This window comes from Streptomyces xanthochromogenes (genome assembly GCF_014650455.1).
Classification (GTDB): domain Bacteria; phylum Actinomycetota; class Actinomycetes; order Streptomycetales; family Streptomycetaceae; genus Streptomyces; species Streptomyces xanthochromogenes.
Genome location: NZ_BMUZ01000014.1, coordinates 212,831 through 226,621, shown reverse-complemented (window position 1 = coordinate 226,621; position 13,791 = coordinate 212,831). Strand labels below are relative to the sequence as shown.

The window sequence follows — 13,791 nt, the reverse complement described above, 5'->3', positions numbered from 1 at the left end:
GCGCGGAGAGGAAGCGGGGGAATCGGAGGAGCGGGGGTGACGACCGGGGCCATTCAGTCACACAGAGTGCGTAGATGGTGACAGAACAGAGCCGTTACCCGAGCATTGCACGCCTACCCATGCCCCACGGTCCCTCGGATGGGTGATTCCCGCGTTGACACCCGCCCACCGGCGGCTTTCGGGTCAGGACTCCGCGCGGCGGTGGACCCGGGCGACCCAGTCCGCGGGCGTCGCGATCTCGGACTTCGTCGGAAGCGTGTTCGGCGAGGTCCACACGCGGTTGAAGCCGTCCATGCCCACCTCCTCCACCACGGCCCGCACGAAGCGCTCGCCGTCGCGGTACTGGCGCAGCTTCGCGTCGAGGCCGAGGAGCTTGCGCAGCGCCATGTCGAGCCGGGACGCGCCCTTGGCCCTGCGCTGCTGGAACTTCTCGCGGATCTCCCCCACCGAGGGCACGACCTGCGGCCCGACCCCGTCCATGACGTAGTCGGCGTGCCCCTCCAGGAGGGACATCACGGCGGTGAGCCGGCCGAGGATCTCGCGCTGGGCCGGGGTCTGCACCAGCTCGACCAGGGAGCGGCCCTCGTCCTCCTCGCCCTCCGGGCGGCCGCCCGCGAGGGACTGGGCGGCCTCGCGCAGCCGCTCCAGGACGGTCATCGGGTCGACCTCGGTCTGGTCGAGGAATGACTGGATCTCGCTCTCCAGGTGGTCGCGCAGCCAGGGCACGGCCGTGAACTGGGTGCGGTGGGTCTCCTCGTGCAGGCACACCCAGAGCCTGAAGTCGTGCGGGGCGACGTCGAGTTCGCGCTCCACGTGGACGATGTTGGGGGCGACGAGCAGCAGCCGCCCGCCACCGCCGGGGGCCGAGGGGAACTCGCGGCTCGGGGGCGCGAACGTCTCGTACTGGCCGAGGACCCGGGAGGACAGGAAGCTGAGCAGCGCGCCCAGCTCGACGCCGGTGACCTTGCCGCCGACGGCGCCGAGCACGGCCCCGCCGGGGCTGTTGCCGCGACGTTCCTGCATCTTGTCGAGGAGCGGCCGCAGCACCTCGCGGAAGCCGGCCACGTTGGCCTTCACCCAGCCGGCCCGGTCGACGACCAGGACCGGGGTGTCCTCGGGCTCCACGCCCTCCGGGATCATCCGGGTGAACGCCCGTACGTGTTCTTCGGCGGCCTTGGCGTGCCGGCGGAGCTCGGCGACGATCTCACGTGCCTCGTCGCGGCTCACGTCGGGGCCCGGCCGCACCAGTCGGGTCGCGGTCGCGACCGCGAGGTTCCAGTCGACCATCCCAGAGGTACCTGCACCGCCGATGCCAGTCATGCGTCAACCGTACGTTGTCGACACCGTGAGGGAACCCGGTCGGCACCCGTCAGTGCGCGGTGAGCCGGGTGGCGAGCCGGTCGAGGGCCCGCTGCGCGGGGGCCGGGTCGGCGCCCGGCGCCCCGGCGGACAGGAAGGCGAACGCCAGGAGGTGGCCGCCCGCGTCCACGACCGTGCCGGCCAGGGTGTTGACCCCGGCGCCGCCCAGGGTGCCGGTCTTCGCCCGGACCAGGCCGGTCGCGGCGGAGGAGGAGCCGTAGCGGGCGCTGAGGGTGCCGGTGAACCCGGCGACCGGCAGTCCGGTGAGGATCGGGCGCAGCTCGGGGCGGGCCGGGTCCGCGGCTCTGGCGAGCAGCCGGGTGAGCAGCCCGGCGGTGACCTTGTCGGCGCGGTTGAGCCCGCTGCCGTCGGTGAACACGCTTCCCGCAAGCGGGAGTTGGAGCTTGCCGAGCCGGTCGGCCACGGCCGCGGCGCCCCCGTCGAAGCTCGCGGGCCGGCCCGAGGCGATCGCCGTCTGGCGGTTCAGGGCCTCGGCGATGTCGTTGTCGCTGTTGGTCAGCATCCGCTCGACGACGTCGGGCAGCGGCGCCGACAGCGTGCTCGCCAGCTCCTTCGCGCCGGCGGGCCTGTCGCCCGCCACCGGGTCGTCCACCCGCACCCCGCGGTCCCGCAGCAGCCGGGCGAAGGCCCTGGCGGTGTCGCCCGCGGGGTCGGCGGTGCGGTCGGCGGGCCCGCCGTCCGACGCACCCGCCGGCCCGAGGCGCCCCTCGTCCGTCATGAGGGCGACGACCGGCGCCAGGTTCTCGTTGGGCCCGATCGGATGCACCGCGGGTCCCGTGAACAGCGAGGCGTCATAAGCGAGTTGTACGTGGTCGAGGGCGCGGGCCCGCAGCGCGCGGGCGGTGCCGTCGGCGAGCGCGGTCAGCCGGGCCGTGTCCAGGGTCGGGTCGCCGCCCCCGACGAGCGTGAGCGCGCCGCCCTGTTCGGGGGCCACCACGGTGGTGGCGAAGCGGTGGTCGGCCGGGAACGCGGTGAGAGCCGCGGCCGCCGTGGCGATCTTGACGGTGGAGGCGGGCGTCATGGCGGCGTCCGGGCGCGAGGCGTACAGCTCCTGGCCGGTGGCGGTGTCGACGACGGAGGCCGCCGGGTGCGCCCCGAGCGCCGGGTCGCCGAGCAGCGGGGCGAGCGCCGCGGGCAGGGATGCCGGGACCGGGGCGCCACCGGGGACGCCCAGGGCGGCGAGGACTCCGGGAGCGCTCGGAGCCGGAGCCGGAGCGTCCGGATCCGTACCGCGCTGGTGATCTGCGCCACCCCCGGCCTCCCGCGATGCGGCCCGTACACGCTCGGCCGTACGCTGGCCTGAGTCCCACGGTCCGGCCAGGGCCACGGCCCCGGCCGAAAGTGCCAGGCCGACCGCCGCCGCACCAGCCGTGAGCTGCCATGTCTTGGGTCCCGGCACCGAGGACCAGCCCCTTTCGCGATCACACACCTGCGTGAGGGACACTTAATCACCAGAACTGCGTCCGGCCGGGAACACGGCGGCGACGCAGCCCCGTCCGATGCATGTGCTGATCATGGAGGAGAGCCACCCGTGGAGTTCGACGTCACCATCGAGATCCCGAAGGGATCGCGGAACAAGTACGAGGTCGACCACGAGACCGGCCGGATCCGTCTGGACCGTCGACTCTTCACCTCGACCAGCTACCCGGCCGACTACGGCTTCGTCGAGAACACCCTCGGCGAGGACGGCGACCCGCTGGACGCCCTGGTCCTGCTCGACGAGCCGACCTTCCCGGGCTGCGTCATCAAGTGCCGCGCCATCGGCATGTTCCGGATGACCGACGAGGCCGGCGGCGACGACAAGCTGCTGTGCGTCCCGGCCTCCGACCCGCGTGTCGAGCACCTGCGCGACATCCACCACGTCTCCGAGTTCGACCGCCTGGAGATCCAGCACTTCTTCGAGGTCTACAAGGACCTGGAGCCCGGCAAGTCCGTCGAGGGCGCCGACTGGGTCGGCCGCGTCGAGGCCGAGGCCGAGGTCGAGGCCTCCTACAAGCGCCTTGAGGCGCAGGGTGGCGCGCACTGACGCGCGTACTTCCGTAACGACTGCGGGCGGCTCACCTCCGGGGTGGGCCGCCCGCAGTCGTCTCCGTTCATGACGGCCCACATACTGGGCAGACGCACGCAAGCGGCCGGAGGGAGGCGAGGGACCAGTGGTGGCCGAGCAGCAGGACGTGGTCGAGGACCGCAAACCGCAGTCCGACGAAGCCCGCAGCGCCTTCACCCCTCCCGAGGGCGTGGAGCAGCCGCAGGTGCCCGAGGAGGAGTCGCCGACCTCCGAGTTCGCGCTGCCCGCCGGACTCGCCACCCCGGTGGCCGAGCCGCCCGCCGACCAGCCCGCCTCCGCGTTCACCACCCCCAGCGGCTACACCGCGCGCGAACCGAACCCGATGGCCACCACCGGGTCCATGCCCCTCGTGCGGCTGTCCAAGGACGCGCCCTGGCAGGACCGCATGCGCACCATGCTGCGCATGCCGGTCGGCGACCGGCCGGTGGCCGAGCCGATCCAGAAGCACGACGACACCGGCCCCGCGGTGCCCCGCGTCCTCGACCTGGTGCTGCGTATCGGCGAGCTGCTGCTCGCGGGCGGCGAGGGCGCCGAGGACGTCGAAGCGGCGATGTTCGCGATCTGCCGCAGCTACGGCCTCGACCGCTGCGAGCCGACGGTCACCTTCACCATGCTGGCCATCACCCACCAGCCCTCGCTCGTGGACGACCCGGTGACGGCCAACCGCACCGTGCGCCGCCGCGGCACCGACTACACCCGTCTGGCGGCCGTGCACCGGCTCGTCACGGACATGACCAGCGAGGACCACGAGGTCTCGCTCGAAGAGGCCTACCGGCGCCTCGCGGAGATCCGCCGCAACCGCCACCCCTACCCGGGCTGGGCCCTCACCACGGCCTGCGGGCTCCTCGCCGGCGCGGCCTCGGTGCTGCTCGGCGGCGGCATCACGGTGTTCCTGGTGGCGGCGGTCGGCGCGGTGCTCGGCGACCGGCTCGCCTGGCTGTGCGCGTCGCGTGGGCTGCCGGAGTTCTACCAGTTCGCCGTGGCCGCGATGCCGCCCGCCGCGATGGGTGTCGCGCTCACGCTGCTGCACTGGGAACTCAATTCGTCCGCGGTCATCACCGGTGGCCTGTTCGCCCTGATCCCCGGACGGGCCCTGGTGGCGGCCGTCCAGGACGGCCTGACCGGCTTCTACGTCACCGCGGCGGCCCGGCTGCTCGAAGTCGGGTACTTCTTCGTCGCGATCGTCGTCGGCGTCCTGACCGTCCTGTACGGCGGACTCCAGTTCCACGCCAAGCTCAATCCCGAGGGCACCTTCCAGCCCATCGACCGGCCGATCCTGCAGACCCTCGCGTCGATCCTGCTCTGTCTGACCTTCGCGGTCCTGCTCCAGCAGGACCGTTCCACCGTCCTGATCGTGGCAGCGAACGGCGGTGTCGCCTGGGTGGTGTACGCCTCGATCGCGGTCACCGCGAAGGGCTCCCCGATCATGGCCACGGCCATCGCGGCCGGCCTGGTAGGCCTGTTCGGGCAGCTGCTCTCGCGGTACTGGCACACCTCGGCGCTGCTGTACGTCACCGCCGCGATCGGCCCGCTGCTGCCCGGTAGCGCCACCTACTTCGGCGTCCTGGCGATCGCCCAGAACCATCTCAACCAGGGCGTCACCTCGCTCGCCAAGGCGGCGGCGCTGGCCCTGGCCATCGCGATCGGCGTGAACCTCGGAAACGAGATCGCCCGGCTCTTCCTGCGGGCACCGGGCGCGGGCCGCGCGGCCGCGAAGCGCACCCGGGGCTTCTGAGGCGCCGCCCCGCGAGGGGGCGACCGGGCACTGGGCCACCTACAGGGGCGCGGGGAGGCCGGAGGTGCGGCAGGGCCTCCCGGCACCGGGCCGCAGCCAGCGGCACCGGCCAAGCCCGGCCCGGCCCCTCCCCCGCGGAGCGCCTACCGCTTGGCGTGCCGGCCGCCGCGCTGCGGGGCCTGGCCGGGGCCGCCCGGGCCCTCGGCCGCCGACGGGTTCTTCTTCGCCTTGGAGCGGGCCCGCAGGAACTCGATGGCGATCGGGACGACCGAGACCAGCACGATCGCGACCAGGATCAGCTCGATGTGCTGGTGCACGAACGCGACATTGCCGAGCGCCGCGCCGAGCAGTGTGACGCCCGCGCCCCACAGGGTGCCGCCGATGACGTTGAAGGTGACGAACGAGCGGTAGTTCATGCCGCTGACGCCCGCGATGATCGGCGTGAACGTCCGCACGATCGGCACGAAGCGGGCCAGGACCAGCGACTTGGGGCCGTACTTCTCGAAGAACTCGTGGGCCTTCTCGACGTTCTCCTGCTTGAAGAGCTTCGAGTCGGGCCGGCTGAACAGCGAGGGGCCGACCTTCTTGCCGAACAGATAGCCCACCTGGTCACCGAGGACCGCGGCGAACACCACCAGGATGCACACCAGCCACAGGGGGGTGTCCAGCTTGCCCGTGGTGACCAGGAGGCCGGTGGTGAACAGGAGCGAGTCACCCGGCAGGAAGAAGCCGATGAGCAGGCCGGACTCGGCGAACACGATGATCAGCAGACCGACCAGGCCGAAGGTCTGCAACAGATAGTCGGGGTCCAGCCAGCTCGGTCCGAGGGCAAGGGATGTCACGGGTACCGGGCTCCTGGTGTGGGTGTCGGGCGGGGCTGTCTGCCGTCGGCAGCCAAAGTTATCAACGTAACGCGCGAAAGCGAGGTTCCAGGGGCAGGCTGGAAGGGCCGACAAGCGCTACCGAAGGGGAACCGGATGGGCATCGAGGAATACGGCGGCGGCCAGGGCCCGCAGTCGGACGTACTGGTGGTCACCACGAACGACGTACCCGGGTACACCGTGCAACAGGTCATCGGGGAGGTCTTCGGCCTGACCGTGCGCTCCCGCCACCTGGGCAGCCAGATCGGCGCCGGCCTCAAGTCGATGATCGGCGGCGAGCTCAAGGGCCTGACCAAGACGCTGGTCGAGACCCGCAACCAGGCGATGGAACGGCTGGTGGCGCAGGCCAAGGCGCGGGGCGCGAACGCGGTCCTGATGATGCGGTTCGACGTGACGGAGGCGGCGGACGTGGGCACCGAGGTGTGCGCGTACGGAACCGCGGTGATCCTGGCCCGCAACTGACGGCCGCCTTCCCCAACTCCCGTTCCCCGAAAGGTGGTTGACCGTCCATGGCACTGCACCGAGGCGGCAGCGAGAAGGACCGCACCGACGAGAAGGAGTTCGGGCGGCTCGCCCTGAACCCCTTCTTCGGGGAGGCCGACCCGGTCGGCTCGATGACCTCCGCGCCGCCCCGGCACCGGCTGCCCGACCGGCCGCTGGCCCCCGCGACCGCGTACCAGGTGGTCCACGACGAGCTGATGCTCGACGGGAACGCCCGGCTCAACCTGGCGACCTTCGTCACCACCTGGATGGAGCCGCAGGCCGGGGTGCTCATGGCGGAGTGCCGGGACAAGAACATGATCGACAAGGACGAGTACCCGCGCACCGCCGAGCTGGAGCGGCGGTGCGTGGCGATGCTCGCCGACCTGTGGCACGCGCCGGACCCGAGCACCACGGTCGGCTGCTCGACCACCGGGTCCAGCGAGGCCTGCATGCTGGCCGGGATGGCGCTCAAGCGGCGCTGGATGAAGCGCAACGCGGACCGCTACCCCTCGCGCGACGCCCGCCCGAATCTGGTCATGGGTGTGAACGTGCAGGTGTGCTGGGAGAAGTTCTGCACGTTCTGGGAGGTCGAGGCCCGGCAGGTCCCCATGGAGGGGGACCGCTTCCACCTCGACCCCGAGGCCGCCGCGGCCCTCTGCGACGAGAACACGATCGGTGTCGTCGGCGTCCTCGGCTCGACCTTCGACGGGTCGTACGAGCCGATCGGCGCGCTGTGCTCGGCGCTCGACGATTTGCAGGAGCGTACGGGTCTGGACATCCCCGTCCACGTCGACGGGGCGTCCGGGGCGATGATCGCGCCCTTCCTCGACGAGGACCTGGTGTGGGACTTCCGGCTGCCGCGGGTGTCCTCGATCAACACCTCGGGCCACAAGTACGGCCTCGTCTACCCCGGGGTCGGCTGGGCGCTGTGGCGCACGGCGGCCGAGCTCCCCGAGGAGCTGGTCTTCCGGGTGAACTACCTCGGCGGCGACATGCCCACGTTCGCGCTGAACTTCTCGCGGCCCGGGGCGCAGGTGGTGGCCCAGTACTACACGTTCCTGCGGCTCGGCCGGGAGGGGTACCGGGCGGTGCAGCAGACCACGCGGGACGTCGCGCGCGGGCTCGCGGAGCGGATCGAGGCGCTCGGGGACTTCCAACTCCTCACCCGGGGCGACGAGTTGCCGGTGTTCGCCTTCACCACGACGCCGGAGGTGCGGCAGTACGACGTGTTCGACGTCTCGCGGCGGCTGCGTGAGCACGGATGGCTGGTGCCGGCCTACACCTTCCCGGCGAACCGGGAGGACCTGTCGGTGCTGAGGGTGGTCTGCCGCAACGGCTTCTCCTCCGACCTCGGGGCGCTGCTCCTGGAGGACCTCGGGCGGCTGCTGCCGGAGCTCCGCCGTCAGTCCGCTCCCCTGGGCCGCTCCGAATCCGAAGCCACCGCCTTCCACCACTGACCCCGCTTGGGCTCGGCCCCTGGTAAAGCCGAAGTCAGGCTTTTCAGGGGCGCGGGAACTGCGCGAACGGCCCCCACGGCCCGCAGGCGAAGGACGAAGGCGGGCATTCAGGGGCGCGGGGAACTGTGCACAACGCCCCCGGCCTCAGGGCGCCGGGAGGGGCTGGCCCCCGGGCACCGGGAGGTTTCAGGGGAGGACGCCCACGAACGGCTCGCCCTCGCCGGCGAAGACATACGCCCCGCCCTCGATCCGGGCGATCAGCCCCCGCGTCCACCCCGCCTCCGCATCGGCGGAATGCACCCACATGTTCATGATCTCGCCGATGTGGCCCAGCTGCCCCGGCCCGCCCTCCGGCACGTAGTGCTCCGTCACCGAGCCGCGCCATGCCTCCAGCTTCCCGAGGCGGTCGCGCAGCAGCGCGACCGCCTCGGCGCGCGGCAGGTCGACCATGAAGCCGATCGCCGCCGACAGGACGTCCAACTTCTGGTCGTACGACGCGAGCGCCTCGCGCAGCAGGCGGACGTACTCCGCCCGGCCCGCATCCGTCAGCTCGTACTCCGTACGCGGCGGGCCGCCCGCCGTACTGGGTGCGACCTCGTGCGCGAGGAGCACGCCCTGCTTCGCCATCTGCTTGAGCGCGTGGTAGATCGATCCCGGTTTGGCGTTGGACCACTCGTGGGCGCCCCAGTACTCCAGGTCGTTGCGCACCTGGTAGCCGTGCGCCCGGCCGTGCCGGCGCACCGCGCCGAGGACGAGGAGACGGATGGCAGACATGACCGCAAGCCTATGACCCCGGCCGTCCCGCCGAGGCGTCAGCCGTTTGCGAGCGCCACCAGCTCGAACGCGGTCTTCCCGTCGAGCGACTCGCGGATGATGTCGGCGTGCCCGGCGTGCCGGGCCATCTCCTCGACGAGGTGCATCATCAGCCAGCGCATCGAGACCCGGCCGTCCTTCGGGAACCACGGCGCCTCGGGCAGCGGGAACGTGTCGTCGAGGGAGGGCACCTTGCGGATGAACTCCTCGGTCTCGACGGCCACTTCGGCCCAGAAGGCCAGCATGCCCTCGACGGTCTCGTCCCCGACGAGGACAAAACTCTCGTGCCAGTTGGACTGGTCCCGCTGCTTCTCGTTGGTCCGCTGCTGCGCCATCCGCAGCCAGTTCAGCTCGGTCTCGGCGACATGCTTGACCAGCCCGGACAGGGACAGCCCGCTCGCGCTCGGCCGGCTCGCCGCCTGCTCGTCGGTGAGCCCGATGAGCGCCCGGCGCAGCCCGCCGCGCTGAGCCTCCACAAAGTTGATGAGGGCGCCGCGCTCGTCGCCGTACGTCTCCGAAGGAACGTGAGTAACCATGATCCAACCGCCTTCGTTCGTCCTGCCCGTGCCCCGCGGCCCTGAGCTTCGGCCGCCGACAAGGACACGGTAGAAGGCATAGAGGTCAGATGCCGTCCTCTATCGCGCGGACCGGGGCGGCCGGACAACTCCCGTACCGCGCCCGCCCGTCAGAACGGGAACGGGCTCCGCTCGTGCTGCACCGAGATCCACTTCTGGGTCGTGAACACCTCGACCATGGCCTCCCCGTTGAGCCGCCCGAGCCCCGAGTACTTCTCGCCGCCGAAGGCGACCAGCGGCTCGTCCTGGATCGTCGAGTCGTTCACGTGCATCATCCCGGTCTCGATCCGCTTGGCGAACCAGACCCCGCGCTCCACATTGGCCGTGTGCACGGCCCCGCTGAGCCCGTACGGACTGTCGTTGGCGATGCGTACGGCCTCGTCCTCCCCGTCGAAGGGGATCAGCAGGGCGACCGGGCCGAAGATCTCCTGGCGCAGTACGGGAGAGTCGGCGGGCAGGTCCGTCAGCACGGTGGGCTCCACCAGGTTGCCGCGAGTGCGGCCCCGTACGAGGGCGGTGGCGCCCTCTGCGAGGGCCTGCTCGACCAGCGAAGTCAGCGCCTCGGCCTGGAAGTTGTTGATGACGGGGCCGATGTCGGTGGCGGGGTCGGCCGGGTCGCCCGTTCTGAGCGAGGCCACCTTGGCGAGGAACTTGCCCGTGAACGCCTCCTCCACCGACCGGTCGACCAGAATCCGGTTGGCGGCCATGCAGACCTGGCCCTGATAGGCGAACCGGCTGAAAACAGCCGCGTCCACCGCGTAGTCGAGGTCCGCGTCGTCGAGGACGACGAGCGCGCTGTTGCCGCTCAGCTCCAGAATGACGCGTTTGAAGTGGCTGCCGGCGACCGAGGCGACATGGCGCCCGGTGCGGTCGGAGCCCGCGAACGAGATCACCTTGGGGACGGGGTGCTCGATCAGCGCGTCCCCGATCTCCGCGATGTCGGTGACCAGGACGTTCAGCAGGCCGGCGGGCAGGCCCGCGTCCTTGAAGATCTTCGCTATGAGCCCGCCGCCGACCACCGGCGCGTTCTGATTCGGCTTGATGACGACCGCGTTGCCCAACGCCAGGGCCGGGGCTATGGACTTGATGGTCACCAGGAACGGGAAGTTGAACGGGCTGATCACTCCGATCACACCGACCGGCAGCCGGTAGACCCGGTTCTCCTTGCCGTCGACCGGGGACGGCAGGATGCGGCCCTCGGGACGCAGCGCCAGCTGGACCGCCTCGCGCAGGAACTCCTTGGCGAGGTGGACCTCGTACACCGCCTTGAGCCGGGTGCCGCCCAGCTCGCTGACGATGGCGTCGATGATCTCGGCCTCGCGCTCCTCGGTGATGCGCAGGGCGCGCTCGAAGACCAGCCGGCGGGTGTAGGGGTTGGTGGCCGCCCACTCACGCTGGGCGCGCTCGGCGGCACGATAGGCCTCGTCGACCTCCTCGACGGTGGCCACGGTGATGGTGGCGAGCTTCTCCCCGTTGTACGGATCGAAGTCGATGATGTCCCACGACCCGCTGCCGGTGCGCCACTGGCCGTCTATGAACTGGTGGGCGAGGTCGGTGAAGAAGGACATGCCATCCCCTACTGCTGTGTCCGCCGGCTTCGCGCGGTCAACCGCGTCACTGGCCTGATGTGACGTCATCCTACTGATGAGTCAGCTGAGTTGGAGGAGTCCGCGCAGAAGATCGCGGCTTTCCTCCGGGCCGGGACTGTCCTGCTGCAGCCGCGCCATCGCGCGCTCGTACTGGCCGACCTCTTCGGGCTTGTCCAAATACAGTGCAGAGGTGAGCTGTTCGAGGTACACGATGTCCGACAGATCGGACTCGGGGAACCGCAGCATCGTGAACGCGCCGCTCTCGCCCGCGTGACCGCCGAAGCTGAACGGCATCACCTGGAGGTTGATGTTGGGCTGCTCCGACATCTCGATCAGGTGCTTCAACTGGGCCCGCATGACGTCCCGTTCACCGTACGGACGGCGCAGCGCGGCCTCGTCGAGCACCGCGTGGAACTGGGGCGCCCGTTCCGACACCAGGGCCTTCTGCCGCTCAAGACGCAGCGCGACACGCTTGTCGATCTCGGCGGCCGGTGCACCGTGCATGCCCCGCGACACCACCGCGTGGGCGTACGCCTCGGTCTGCAACAGGCCGTGTACGAACTGGACTTCATAGATGCGGATGAGGGAGGCCGCGCCCTCCAGACCGATGTACGTCTGGAACCAGCCCGGCAGCACATCGCCGAAACTGTGCCACCAGCCTGCGATGTTGGCCTCCTTGGCGAGGCCGAGGAGCGACATGCGCTCCGCCTCGTCGCCGACGCCGTAGAGCGTGAGCAGGTCCTCGACATCCCTGGCCTTGAAGCTCACCCGCCCCAACTCCATACGACTGATCTTGGACTCGGACGCCCGGATCGAATAGCCGGCCGCTTCCCGGGTTATGCCGCGCGACTCGCGCAGGCGCCTCAGCTGAGAGCCGAGCAGAATGCGCCGGACCACCGAACCTCCGCCGGCCTCGACTGCACTCGGCCGGGGGGATCCCCATGCCTCCCCTGCGGTCACTTCGCCGTCCTCCCCATCCAATGGTGGTGGGCAGTCTGCCATCAAAACGCTTCACCCCGTACCCGCGTGATTACGGAAATGGTCAAGGAGTGAAATCGGCCTGAGGAACTTCTGAGGAAGAAATGAGCAAGAAACGGCACGGGCGGGGACAGGTCGGTCGCGTGCACGTGCATCTGCCCTTGCATCGGGCCGAAGCATTCGGAACCATGGTCCTCGCGCACCTGCGTGCTCAACTGCGTCTAGTCGCTTGCGTCCTGTACCGCCACGGCCGCGAACCCGGGAGTGCCTCGCATGGGGACGAATGGATCGACCATGCTGGAGCCCTACGACCCGTTGCGGCAGGCGCTTCCCCCCTTCGATCCCTCGACCGTGTCGGGCTCCGCGTCCTGTGCGCTGCCCGCGCGCTACGAAGCGGTGGGCGGGGCAAGGAAGTTCACCGGTTCGACCCTCACGCAGTGGGGCCTCGGCGAGCGCTTCGACGATGTCGCCCTGGTCGTCTCGGAACTCGTCACCAACGCGCTGCGCCACGCCCTGCCCGCCGACACCCCGCGCGAGACCGAGGTCCCGGTGCGGCTGCACCTGATGCGCTGGACCAGCCGACTGGTGTGCGCGGTGCGCGACCCCAGTGACGAGAGCCCGGTCGAGCGCGCCGGCGACGACTTCGGCGCCGAGTCGGGCCGTGGCCTGTTCCTGGTGGAGTCCTTCGCCGACAGCTGGGGCTGGCACCCGCTGTCCGGGGCGATCAGCGGCAAGGTCGTCTGGGCGCTGTTCCGGCTGCAACCGTCGGACTGAACGAGCCGGGCCAGGCCGGACCGGGCCGGGCCGCCCGCAGCGAGCCCTGCGACCGGATTGACACCTGTCAGTCGACGGCCGCGAGCGGGCACCCGCCCCGACGGCCGTCACCCCTCAACCGGCTTCAGTCGGCTATCAGATGGTCGAACTCGCCGTCCTTGATCCCGAGCAGCATCGCCTCGATCTCCGCTCTCGTATAGACGAGAGCGGGCCCGTCGGGGTGGCGTGAGTTGCGTACTGCCACCCCGCCTCCCGGAAGTTTGGCGAATTCGACGCAGGACCCCTGCGAGTTGCTGTGCCGGCTCTTCTGCCACGCGGCACCCTGAAGCTCCGCTGCCGCCATGCCGTTGTACGCGTGGTGCAAGGTCGCTCCCGGGATGTGCAGACGTGCAACTGTGAATGGTCAACTGCCCCGGATCATAGCTGTGTTCATGTGCGCCTGCATGGGAAGATGCACGTGCACGCGGGGTGCCCGGGCGGTTACAGCCGCCCGCCGCACCCCGCGCCACGCCATCCGCGCCGGGCCGTCCCGTTCGAACTCCGCGTGCACGCGCTCGTGCACGAGTAAGAGACGCGCTCCGGCACCGCTTGGTTCAGACTTGCCGCTCCCTCGATGGTCAGCGCTCTTCCCGGAAGTCGACGTGACGGCCGGCGACGGGGTCGAACTTGCGGATGTTCATGCGGTCGGGGTCGTTCCGCCGGTTCTTGCGGGTCACATATGTGTACCCGGTACCGGCTGTGGATCGGAGCTTGATGACGGGACGTACTTCGTTGCGAGCCATGACACCCAGTATATGGAAATGGTTTTCATTTGCAAGAAGGGCTAGGGTGACCCCATGTCCTGCCGATCGAGCACCCGGCGCACCCGCTACCGGCGACTGCGATGCCGACTGACCGTCGCCCGGTACGCCGCCCGACGGGCCGTACTGATCGCGGTCATCCGCGCCACGCCCCGAGCCGGAGCGAACGGGCCCACCCCGGCCGGGCCCGACCGGACCAGCACCGGCCGGACCAGGACCGGTCGAGCCAGGACCGGCCGGTAGCTCGTCGCGGTCCCC

At 70.5% G+C, this 13,791-nt stretch carries 15 protein-coding genes; 6 read left to right on the top strand and 9 right to left on the bottom strand.

Translation table 11 applies throughout. From position 1 onward, the window contains the following. Positions 1–183 precede the first annotated feature (183 nt). Entirely contained in the window at positions 184–1,320 is a 1,137-nt protein-coding gene (locus tag IE267_RS32240) for an Rv3626c family coenzyme F420 biosynthesis-associated protein (protein WP_161254768.1), read from the bottom strand. Positions 1,321–1,369: 49 nt separating this feature from the next. Continuing rightward, on the bottom strand, positions 1,370–2,779 hold the full coding sequence (gene dacB / locus IE267_RS32235; RefSeq protein WP_189765594.1) for a D-alanyl-D-alanine carboxypeptidase/D-alanyl-D-alanine endopeptidase: 1,410 nt from the start codon (positions 2,777–2,779) through the stop codon (positions 1,370–1,372). 132 nt (positions 2,780–2,911) lie between these two features. Here dacB and IE267_RS32230 point away from each other — a divergent pair, with 132 nt between their 5' ends. After that, a complete protein-coding gene (locus IE267_RS32230) occupies positions 2,912–3,406 on the top strand; it encodes an inorganic diphosphatase (RefSeq protein ID WP_100577700.1) in 495 nt (164 codons plus the stop codon). A gap of 127 nt (positions 3,407–3,533) precedes the next feature. Further along, a complete protein-coding gene (locus IE267_RS32225; protein WP_167157959.1) occupies positions 3,534–5,183 on the top strand; it encodes a threonine/serine exporter family protein in 1,650 nt (549 codons plus the stop codon). A gap of 143 nt (positions 5,184–5,326) precedes the next feature. On the opposite strand, the gene IE267_RS32220 is transcribed toward IE267_RS32225, so the two are convergent. Further along, positions 5,327–6,025, bottom strand: coding sequence for a DedA family protein (locus IE267_RS32220; RefSeq protein WP_167157961.1), 699 nt, complete (start codon positions 6,023–6,025; stop codon positions 5,327–5,329). A gap of 135 nt (positions 6,026–6,160) precedes the next feature. Between IE267_RS32220 and IE267_RS32215 the strand changes: the two genes are divergently transcribed. Together IE267_RS32215 and gad are read left to right on the top strand one after the other, a co-directional pair. Beyond that, entirely contained in the window at positions 6,161–6,526 is a 366-nt protein-coding gene (locus IE267_RS32215; RefSeq protein WP_161250703.1) for a YbjQ family protein, read from the top strand. A gap of 47 nt (positions 6,527–6,573) precedes the next feature. After that, complete coding sequence (gad, locus tag IE267_RS32210; protein ID WP_161250701.1) at positions 6,574–8,004, top strand: glutamate decarboxylase; 1,431 nt, start codon at positions 6,574–6,576, stop codon at positions 8,002–8,004. Between the two features lie 186 nt (positions 8,005–8,190). On the opposite strand, the gene IE267_RS32205 is transcribed toward gad, so the two are convergent. From IE267_RS32205 to IE267_RS32190, 4 genes are all read right to left on the bottom strand, one after another. Beyond that, entirely contained in the window at positions 8,191–8,778 is a 588-nt protein-coding gene (locus IE267_RS32205; RefSeq protein WP_167157965.1) for a PadR family transcriptional regulator, read from the bottom strand. 38 nt (positions 8,779–8,816) lie between these two features. Further along, positions 8,817–9,353, bottom strand: coding sequence for a DinB family protein (locus tag IE267_RS32200; protein ID WP_189765593.1), 537 nt, complete (start codon positions 9,351–9,353; stop codon positions 8,817–8,819). A 149-nt stretch (positions 9,354–9,502) separates the two neighbouring features. Next, positions 9,503–10,960, bottom strand: coding sequence for an aldehyde dehydrogenase family protein (locus tag IE267_RS32195; RefSeq protein ID WP_189765592.1), 1,458 nt, complete (start codon positions 10,958–10,960; stop codon positions 9,503–9,505). A gap of 81 nt (positions 10,961–11,041) precedes the next feature. Further along, positions 11,042–11,941: a Sco1979 family transcriptional regulator gene (locus tag IE267_RS32190; RefSeq protein ID WP_161250693.1), complete on the bottom strand. Its 900-nt coding sequence runs from the start codon at positions 11,939–11,941 to the stop codon at positions 11,042–11,044. A 291-nt stretch (positions 11,942–12,232) separates the two neighbouring features. Here IE267_RS32190 and IE267_RS32185 point away from each other — a divergent pair, with 291 nt between their 5' ends. Further along, positions 12,233–12,733 (top strand): ATP-binding protein, encoded by a 501-nt coding sequence (locus tag IE267_RS32185; protein WP_189765590.1) that lies wholly within the window; start codon positions 12,233–12,235, stop codon positions 12,731–12,733. 124 nt (positions 12,734–12,857) lie between these two features. Here the strand turns inward: IE267_RS32185 and IE267_RS32180 are convergent, their stop codons facing one another. After that, a complete protein-coding gene (locus IE267_RS32180; RefSeq protein ID WP_053724624.1) occupies positions 12,858–13,097 on the bottom strand; it encodes a DUF397 domain-containing protein in 240 nt (79 codons plus the stop codon). Positions 13,098–13,350: 253 nt separating this feature from the next. After that, positions 13,351–13,515 (bottom strand): 50S ribosomal protein L33, encoded by a 165-nt coding sequence (gene rpmG, locus IE267_RS32175; protein WP_161250689.1) that lies wholly within the window; start codon positions 13,513–13,515, stop codon positions 13,351–13,353. A 54-nt stretch (positions 13,516–13,569) separates the two neighbouring features. Between rpmG and IE267_RS32170 the strand changes: the two genes are divergently transcribed. Continuing rightward, positions 13,570–13,776 carry a hypothetical protein gene (locus IE267_RS32170; RefSeq protein WP_189765589.1) on the top strand — a complete coding sequence of 69 codons (207 nt, stop codon included), beginning with the start codon at positions 13,570–13,572 and terminating at the stop codon, positions 13,774–13,776. Positions 13,777–13,791 lie beyond the last annotated feature (15 nt).